Genomic DNA, 4,417 nt, shown 5'->3' with positions numbered 1-4,417 from the left:
GCGGTGCGGGCTGCGGTCGGGGACGGGCACACGCTGTTCGTGGAGTGCAGCCCGCATCCGGGTCTGGTCGTCCCGATCGCCGATCAGCTGGAGGAGACCCCGGGTGCTGTGGTCCTGGAGACCCTGCGTCGCAACGAGGGCGGTCCCGGGCGTCTGGTGACGGCGCTGTCGGCGGCTTTCGTCGCGGGCCTGCCCGTCGACTGGACCACCCTGCTCCCCGCCGGTCCCCAGGCCGATCTGCCCACCTATCCCTTCCAGCGCGAGCGCTACTGGGTGACGGCCGCCGACGCGGGATCCTCCGGCGCCGGCCGCGGCCAGCTCTCCGTCGACCACCCGGTCCTGGGCGCTGCAGTCGACCTGGCCGACGGCTCCGGGACGGTCCTGACCGGCCGGCTCTCCACCGCCACCCACCCCTGGCTCGCCGACCACGCCGTGCTCGGCACGGTCATCGTCCCGGGCACGCTGTTCGTGGAACTCGCCCTGCGCGCCGGAGAGCGGACCGGCCACGGCGAGATCGACGAGCTTGTTCTGCCCGCACCGCTCGTGCTGCCCGAGACGGGCGGCGTCCAGCTGCAGGTCACCGTCGGTGCGCCGGACGAGACCGGCGCCCGCGCGATCGGCATCCACTCCCGGCCCGAGAACGCGCCCGCCGACCAACCCTGGACCCGGCACGCCACCGGCACGCTGGTCGTCCCGGCCGAGGATGCCGACGCCGGCGCGCCGGACCTCACCGCCTGGCCGCCGCCGGGCGCCTCGCCCCTCGCGACCGACGGCGCCTACGAACGGCTGGGCGCTGCCGGATTCGACTACGGTCCGGTGTTCCAGGGCCTGCGCCTGGCCTGGCGGCGCGGCGACGAGCTGTTCGCCGAGGTCGAACTCCCCGCGGAGGCGGACGCGGAGACCGACCGCTTCGGGCTGCACCCCGCCCTGCTGGACGCCGCCGTCCACGCGCTGGCGATCGCCCGTGAGCCAGAGGGCCCGACGGCCGGGGCGCGGGTGGCCTTCGCCTGGCGCGGCGTCCGGCCGGCCGCCGGCCCGGGGGCGGCTGCGGGTGCCTCCCGACTGCGTGTCCGGCTGGCGCCCGCCGGGACGGACGCGGTGTCGCTGCACGTGGCGGACGACGCGGGGACGGGCGTCGCGTCGGTGGCGGCGCTCACCGTCCGCCCGGTCACGGCGGAACAGCTGCGCCCGGACGGTCCCTTGCACCGCGACGCGCTGTTCCGGGTGGACTGGCGGGCGGTCGAGCCCGGCACCGGGGCGGTGCCGCCGTGGGCCCTGCTCGGCCCGGACACGGCGGGCCTGGGCGCGCGCCTGGCGGAGGAGTACCGGCCGGTCGCCCGGTTCGAGGACCTGGCCGCGGCCGCGGGGGCCGACGGGTCCGTGCCCGCCACGGTCGTGCTGCACGTCCCGGTGGCGCCCGAGGCCGGGGAGGACGCCCCCGCCCGGACCCGCAGGCTGCTGGGCTCGGTGCTCGGCCTGCTCCAGGCCTGGCTGGCGGAGGACCGCTTCGACGGCGCCCGCCTGGTCGTCGCCACGACGGGCGCGCTCGCCGCCCGTGCGGGCGAGCCCGTCGCCGATCTCCCGGCCGCCGCCGTCTGGGGCCTGGTGCGCTCGGCGCAGTCGGAGCACCCCGACCGCTTCGCCCTGCTGGACCTCGACGGTGACGACGCCTCGCTCACCCGGTGGCCGCTGGCGCTGGCCGTACCGGAACCGCAACTGGCCCTCCGCGAGGGGACGTTGCTCGTGCCCCGGCTGGTCCGCGCGACCCCGCCGCCGACCGCCGAGCAGGGGCTAGACCCGGAGGGCACCGTCCTGATCACCGGAGCCACCGGCGGCCTGGGCGCGCTCGTCGCACGGCACCTGGTGACCGGCCACGGCGCGCGCCGGCTCCTGCTGCTCTCCCGCCGCGGCACCGCCGCGCCGGACGCCGCCGCACTCCTCGCGGACCTCGCCGGGCTGGGCGCCGAGGCCACCCTGCTGGCCTGCGACCTCGCCGACCGGGGAGCGCTCACCGAGGCGCTGGCCCGGGTGCCCGAGGAGCACCCGCTGACCGCCGTGGTCCACACCGCGGGCATCGTCGACGACGGACTGGTCGAGACCCTGACGGTCGGCCACCTGGACCGGTCGCTGCGCCCGAAGGCCGACGGGGCGTACCACCTGCACGAGCTGACCCGGGACGCCCGGCTGGCCGCATTCGTGCTCTTCTCCTCCGGAGCGACCACCTTCGGCGGCCCGGGCCAGGGCAACTACGCCGCCGCCAACGCCTTCCTGGACTGCCTGGCGCAGCATCGCCGGGCGCTGGGCCTGCCGGCAATCTCCCTCGCCTGGGGCCTGTGGGCCGGCTCGCAGGGCATGGGCGGGCGGCTGAGCGAGGCCGACCTCGCCCGGTGGGCGCGGACCGGCGCGGTGGCGATGCCGGCCGAGGAGGCACTGAGCCTGTTCGACCTGGCGCTCAACGAGCCCGGCGCCACCCTCGTGCCCGCGCACCTGGACCTCCCGGCGATCCGCGCCCGCGCGGCGGCCGCGCCGGCGCTGTTCGCCGACCTGCTGGGGACAGCAGGTCGTCGCCGCGCCCGGGAGTCCGGTGCGGCCCCGCTGGCCGCCCGGATCTCCGCGATGGCGGCGGCCGAGCGCGAGCCGGCGCTGCTGGAGATCGTCCGGACCGAGGCCGCGGGCGCGCTGGGCCACCGGTCGGCCGACGCGGTGCACGCGACCCGGGCCTTCAAGGAACTCGGCTTCGACTCGCTGACCGGCGTCGAGCTGCGCAACCGGCTCAACAGCGCCACCGGTCTGCGACTGCCCTCCACCCTCGTCTTCGACTACCCGACTCCCGCCCGGCTCGCCGGTCACCTCCTGGAACGGCTGATCGGCGCCGCCGCACCGGACTCGACGACGGCGCCGTCCCTGCCCACGGCGGTCGCCGGTACGGCCGCAGACGGCGATCCGGTCGTGATCGTCGGCATGGGCTGCCGCTTCCCCGGCGGGGCGGACTCGCCCCAGGAGCTCTGGGAGCTGGTCGCCGCCGGGGGCGACGCGATCGGCGACTTCCCGACCGACCGGGGCTGGGACGTCGAGTCGCTCTTCGACCCCGACCCCGAACGGCCGGGCCACAGCTACGTCCGCCGCGGCGGATTCCTGTCCGGCGTGGCCGAGTTCGACGCCGAGTTCTTCGGGATCTCGCCGCGCGAGGCGCTGGCGATGGACCCGCAGCAGCGCCTGCTGCTGGAGGCCTCCTGGGAGGCGATCGAGCGGGCAGGAATCGACCCCGGCTCGCTGCGCGGCAGCCGGACCGGGATCTTCGCCGGCGTCATCGACAACGACTACGGCTCGCGGCTCGACCGCATCCCGGAAGAGGTCGAGGGCTACGTCGGCTACGGCAGCGCGAGCAGCATCGCCTCCGGCCGGGTCGCGTACTCGCTGGGCCTGGAGGGGCCGGCGGTGAGCATCGACACGGCGTGCTCGTCGTCGCTGGTCGCGCTGCACCTGGCGGCGAACGCGCTGCGTTCGGGGGAGTGCGACCTCGCGCTCGCGGGCGGCGTGGCGGTCATGTCGACGCCCGAATTCTTCGTCGAGTTCTCGCGGCAGCGCGGACTGTCCACGGACGGCCGCTGCAAGGCGTTCTCGGCGTCGGCCGACGGCATGGGCGCCGGCGAGGGCGTCGGCCTGGTCCTGCTGGAGCGCCTCTCGGACGCACGCCGCAACGGGCACACCGTCCTCGCGGTGATGCGCGGATCGGCGATGAACCAGGACGGTGCGTCCAACGGGCTGTCCGCACCCAACGGGCCGTCCCAGCAGCGGGTGATCCGGCAGGCGCTCGCCAACGCGGGCCTGACCACGGCGGACGTCGACGTGGTGGAGGCGCACGGGACGGGCACGACGCTGGGTGACCCGATCGAGGCACAGGCGCTGTTGGCCACCTACGGGCAGGGCCGTCCTGAGGACCGGCCGCTGTGGCTCGGCTCGGTCAAGTCCAACATCGGCCACGCCCAGGCGGCGGCGGGTGTGGCGGGTGTGATCAAGATGGTGATGGCGCTGCGCCACGGGGTGCTGCCTCGGACGCTGCACGTGGATGAGCCCTCGTCGCACGTGGACTGGTCGGCGGGCTCGGTCGAGCTGCTGACGGACGACGTGCCGTGGCCCGCGGGCGGTGAGCGGGTCCGGAGGGCGGCGGTGTCCTCGTTCGGGATCAGCGGCACCAACGTGCATGTGGTGCTGGAGGAGGCGGCGGAGGCGGAGGTTCCCGCGGCGGGTGAGGTCGTCGGCGGGGTGGTGCCGTGGGTGGTGTCGGCGCGGTCGGGGGCGGCGCTGCGGGATCAGGTGGTGCGGCTGCGGGAGTGGGCGGTGGCACATCCCGGGGCTGACCCGGTGGATGTGGCGCGGGCGTTGGTCTCGGGTCGGGCGGTGTTGGAGCACCGGG

At 76.2% G+C, this 4,417-nt stretch carries 1 protein-coding gene; it reads left to right on the top strand.

The window, feature by feature from the left end; translation table 11 throughout:
• Window positions 1–4,417 (top strand): type I polyketide synthase (locus tag ACFQ87_RS44660; protein WP_380616784.1); only part of this gene is annotated, 4,417 nt, incomplete at both ends.

Origin of the sequence: Kitasatospora sp. NPDC056531, from assembly GCF_042794375.1 — a bacterium.
In the GTDB taxonomy this organism is placed as follows: Bacteria; Actinomycetota; Actinomycetes; order Streptomycetales; family Streptomycetaceae; genus Kitasatospora.
This window is presented reverse-complemented; position numbering and strand designations above follow the sequence as displayed.